Annotated in this window: 5 protein-coding genes and 1 pseudogene; 4 read left to right on the top strand and 2 right to left on the bottom strand. The window is 66.3% G+C overall.

The window, feature by feature from the left end; all coding sequences use genetic code 11:
* Positions 1-413: pseudogene (locus tag WBF82_RS08960) on the top strand (NAD(P)/FAD-dependent oxidoreductase); the annotation flags it as partial.
* Positions 410-1333, top strand: coding sequence for an alpha/beta hydrolase (locus WBF82_RS08955; RefSeq protein WP_424382695.1), 924 nt, complete (start codon positions 410-412; stop codon positions 1331-1333). The pseudogene WBF82_RS08960 and the gene WBF82_RS08955, both read left to right, overlap by 4 nt.
* A 66-nt stretch (positions 1334-1399) precedes the next feature.
* Here WBF82_RS08955 and WBF82_RS08950 read toward each other — a convergent pair whose 3' ends face one another.
* On the bottom strand, positions 1400-2509 hold the full coding sequence (locus WBF82_RS08950) for an alcohol dehydrogenase catalytic domain-containing protein (RefSeq protein WP_424382694.1): 1110 nt from the start codon (positions 2507-2509) through the stop codon (positions 1400-1402).
* Positions 2510-2523: 14 nt separating this feature from the next.
* Here WBF82_RS08950 and WBF82_RS08945 point away from each other — a divergent pair, with 14 nt between their 5' ends.
* The gene (locus WBF82_RS08945) at positions 2524-3012 is read left to right on the top strand and encodes an acyl-CoA thioesterase (RefSeq protein WP_424382693.1); all 489 of its coding nucleotides are present in this window, start codon (positions 2524-2526) and stop codon (positions 3010-3012) included.
* 21 nt (positions 3013-3033) lie between these two features.
* Complete coding sequence (locus tag WBF82_RS08940; RefSeq protein WP_424382692.1) at positions 3034-3468, top strand: SRPBCC family protein; 435 nt, start codon at positions 3034-3036, stop codon at positions 3466-3468.
* Here WBF82_RS08940 and WBF82_RS08935 read toward each other — a convergent pair.
* Positions 3465-4169 (bottom strand): GntR family transcriptional regulator, encoded by a 705-nt coding sequence (locus WBF82_RS08935; protein WP_424382696.1) that lies wholly within the window; start codon positions 4167-4169, stop codon positions 3465-3467. The two genes, WBF82_RS08940 and WBF82_RS08935, sit on opposite strands and share 4 nt — an antisense overlap.
* Positions 4170-4322: the final 153 nt, after the last annotated feature.

The following is a 4322-nucleotide window of genomic DNA, read 5'->3' as shown; positions in this document are numbered from 1 at the left end:
GGGCACATGCGTATCTGGGCATGGCCGTACCCGGGTTTCCGAACTTCTTCATGCTGTATGGACCCAACACCAACGTGGGCTCCAACAGCGTGATCTTCGTGCTCGAAGCGCAGGCGCGCTACATCGTTCGGGCACTGCGATATCTGCGGCGCAAAGGCAAGCCGTATGTGGCGGTGCGCCCGTCGGCGATGGCGGACTTCATCGCCAAGATCGACCAGTGGATGCAGGGCACCGTGTGGACCACCCAGTGCAGCAACTACTTTCGCGCTGCCAACGGGCGGGTGGTAACGCAATGGCCGCGCAGCGCAAGGGCGTTCTGGTGGATGACCCGCCGATTCGACTCCGCTGAGTTCACGTTTGCGCCAGCGTCGGTGGACCAGAAGACGGCGCTGTCGGCCCGGCACGGCCGATGAACGAGCGACTCGATCCCGTCCTGCGCGCCGTTGCGACGACGCGCACCGACCTGACGGACTTGCCAACGATCGGATTGATCCGCGCTTCCCTCGATGAGCGTCGTCGGGACGCCGTCGCCGGCGCCGACACCGCAGGCGTTTCGATTCACGAGCACGTCGTGCCCGCCGAATCCCATCCGGTGCGGGTACGCATCTATCGCGGCGGACCGGCGCCGTCGCCGACCGTGATCTATTGCCATGCAGGCGCATTCGTGCTGGGCAACCTGGATACCGATCACCGTCAATGTGTGGAACTAGCCCGCCGCGGACGCTGCTCGGTGGTGTCCCTGGATTACCGGCTGGCGCCGGAGCACCCGTACCCGGCAGCACTCGACGACGCGATCACCGTGCTGAATTGGGTGTGGGCCAACGCCGATGAACTCGATGTCGACGTATCACGCATCGCGGTCGCCGGCAGCAGCGCCGGTGGCGCGCTGGCGGCATGCCTGGCGCACCGTTGCGCAGACGGATTGTTGCCTCCGATCGTCTTTCAGCTGCTACATCAGCCCGTGCTCGACGACCGGGCCACCCGATCGAAGGCCGAGTTCACCGCCACACCGGCGTTCGACGGCCCCGCCTGCGAGCAGATGTGGTGGCACTATCTGGGGTCGACAGCGCCGTCGGCGGATGCGGTGCCTGCCCGGCGCAGCCAATTGTCCCGTCTGGCACCGGCATTCATCACCTGCGCGGAGATCGATCCGCTTCGCGACGAGGCACTCGACCATGCCCAGCGGCTGCTGCGGGCCGGGGTGGCCACCGAACTGCACGTCTTTCCCGGCACCTGCCATGGCTTTGACTCGCTGCTGCCCGACTGGGAGGTCGCCGAGCAGCTGTTCAGCCTGCAGGGTCGGGCGCTGCGACGCGCCTTCCACCGGGCGTAGGCCGAGCAGACGCAAAAGGCCCCGACACGCCGAGGCGTGAGGGGCCTTTGCGTCTGCTCGGCAGGTCTAGCCGAAGCTGATCAACTGGCGCAGGGCGGTTCCGTCGGCCAGGTGATCCATCGCCGCGTTGATGTCGTCCAGCTCGACCGTGGAGGACACCAACGACTCCACCGGCAGCCGGCCGGACCGCCAGAGCTCGACGAACCGCGGAATGTCGCGTGCCGGTACCGCAGATCCGAGGTAGCTGCCGATCAGCGATCGGCCCTGCGCCACAAAACCTAACGGCGACAAGCTGATCCGGGCATCCGGCCGCGGCAGCCCGACAGTGATGGTCCGCCCCCCGGGGGCTGTCAGGTCGATCGCGGTCTGCAGCGCGGCCGGGTGACCCACCGCCTCGATGACGATGGGCGCTTTGACACCGTCGTCGACGGCCGCCTGCGGCGTATAGACCTCGTGCGCGCCGAAACGCGAAGCAGTCGCCAGCTTTTCGGCCAGCTGGTCGACCGCGATCACGCGAACATCCGGATGGGCCAACGCGGTCAGCACCGCCGCCATACCGACACCGCCGATACCGACGACGGCCACCGTCTGACCGGGTTGTGGCTTGCCGACATTGAGCACAGCGCCGCCGCCGGTGAGCACCGCGCAGCCGAGTAGCGCCGCGACCGGCGGCGGAACATCGTCTGGCACCGGGACGACGCTGTCGCGGTGTACGACGGCGTGCGTGGCGAAGCCCGACACCCCCAAATGGTGGTAGACGCCTACGCCGCCGCGGCTCAGCCGCATTCCACCGCCAAGCAAGGTCCCGGCGTTGTTCGCGGCGCTGCCCGGTTCACACGGCGTCAGCCCATCGGTGGCGCACGCCGCGCAGTGCCCACATCGCGGCAGGAACGTCATCACGACGCGCTGGCCTTCGGCCAGGTCGGTCACGCTGTCGCCAACCTGCTCGACGATGCCGGCCGCCTCATGGCCGAGCAGCATCGGCGTCGGCCGCACCCGGTTGCCGTCGACCACCGACAAGTCGGAGTGGCACACGCCGGCGGCCTCGATGCGCACCTGCAGTTCCTCGGGGCCCGGTGGGGCCAGCTCGATCTCAGTGACACTGATGGGTTGGGAATCGGCATACGGCCGGGGCGATCCGATGTGCTCCAGCACGGCGCCCCGGATTTTCAGCATGGTCGAATACAACCATGACGCCGTTTTCTGCGGGTCCGCCCGACTCGGACGCGCTCACCAGCCGTGACTTTCCGGTGCTCTGGCCGGTGCTGACCCGTTGGGCCGACAACGACATGTTCGGGCACCTGAACAACGCGGTCTACTACCAGCTTTTCGACACCGCGATCAACGGCTGGATCAACACGAACGTCGCAATCGATCCGGTCACCATCGCGGCGCAAGGCATCGTCGCCGAATCGGGTTGCCGCTACTTCTCCGAACTGCACTTTCCGCAGCGGCTTGTCGTCGGCGTGGCAGTCACCAGGTTGGGTCGCAGCAGCGTCACCTATCGGCTCGGCATCTTCCGGGCGGCGGAAGAACCCGACGCCGCAGAAAACCCAGCGGAGCAGAAGATCGCCGCGCTCGGGCACTGGGTGCACGTCTACATCGACCGCACCAGCCGTCGGCCGGTACCGATTCCGGACGCCATCCGCGCACTGCTGTCCACGGCCAGCGTGAGCTAGCTGCGTCGTTATAGTCGGCCAATGCCGTTTGTGAGCAAGACCGTCGAGGTCGCCGCCGACGCGGCCAAGATCCTGGCCATCGTCGCCGACTTCGAGTCCTACCCGCAGTGGAACCAAGAGATAAAAGGCCTCTGGGTGCTGGCCCGCTACGACGACGGACGCGCCAGTCAGTTACGTCTCGATGCTGCGTATCAAGGCATCGAAGACACCTTGATCCAAGCGGTCTACTACCCGGGCCCGAATCAAATTCAGACCGTGATGCAGCAGGGCAATCTGTTCAAAAAGCAGGACCAGCTGTTCAGCGTCGTGGAGATGGGTGCGACGTCGCTGCTGACGGTGGACATGGATGTCGAGCCCACGATGCCGGTGCCCGCACCAATGGTCAAAAAACTGGCGGACAACGTCTTGGACTACCTCGCCGAAAACCTGAAGCGGCGCGCCGAAGAATTGGCCTAACCCCAGATGCCGCTGTGGTCCAGCGTTTCGGTGAGCCGCCGCGCGCCGTCGGTGAACTGCCAGTGGGTGTGCTCGACTACCGCGGCAGTGTCGCGGCGGCGCAGCGCGGCGATCACCTTGCGATGGTTATCGACCGCGGCCGCGCCCCAACCCGGATCGGCGGCGTAGACCATCAACGGCATATAGCGGGCGACATGCAGCAGGAACCACGCCAGTTTGATTCGCCCGGTCGCGTGGTTGAAGGCGCGGTGAAACGCGAATTCGGTGGCCGCGATCGTCTCGGTGTCCGCGGCGGCGACGGCCGCGGCCAGCGCCTCGGTGATGCGCTCGAGATCGTCGATCTCGGCATCGGTGATGTGCTCGGCCGCGGTGGCGGCAAGTTCCTTGGCGATGGTCGCCTGCAGCCAGAAGATGTCCTCGATGTCCTGGCGGGTCAGTGGCAGCACGACGTGTCCGCGATGCGGCTCGAGTTGCACCATGCCCTCGCCGCGCAATTTCAGCAAAGCCTCGCGCACCGGCGTGACGCTGACGCCGAGTTTCGCCGCGGTCTCGTCGAGCCGGACGAACGTCCCCGGTCGCAGCGCGCCGGACATGATCGCGGCCCGCAGATGGCCTGCCACCTCGTCGGACAGCTGAGCGCGGCGAAGTGGAAGCCGCGGCTGCCGTTGCGCGGAAAGCCGCGCAGTGACGGGCGCACGCAGGGAAGTCACCGGGGTTGTCTTCGCGCCGCCCAGACCATAGTGTGATCCAGACAACACCAGATTTTATCAAATATCAACTCGAGCCCGAGTTCGCGAGCGGAGAGGAATCGACTAGTTGACCGCGGAGTTGACTGGCCAGCAGTCCTATCAGAC

Origin of the sequence: Mycobacterium sp. (assembly GCF_049673265.1) — a bacterium.
GTDB lineage: Bacteria > Actinomycetota > Actinomycetes > Mycobacteriales > Mycobacteriaceae > Mycobacterium.
The sequence above is the reverse complement of the archived record's forward strand: the minus strand, read 5'-3'. Positions and strand labels throughout refer to the sequence as shown.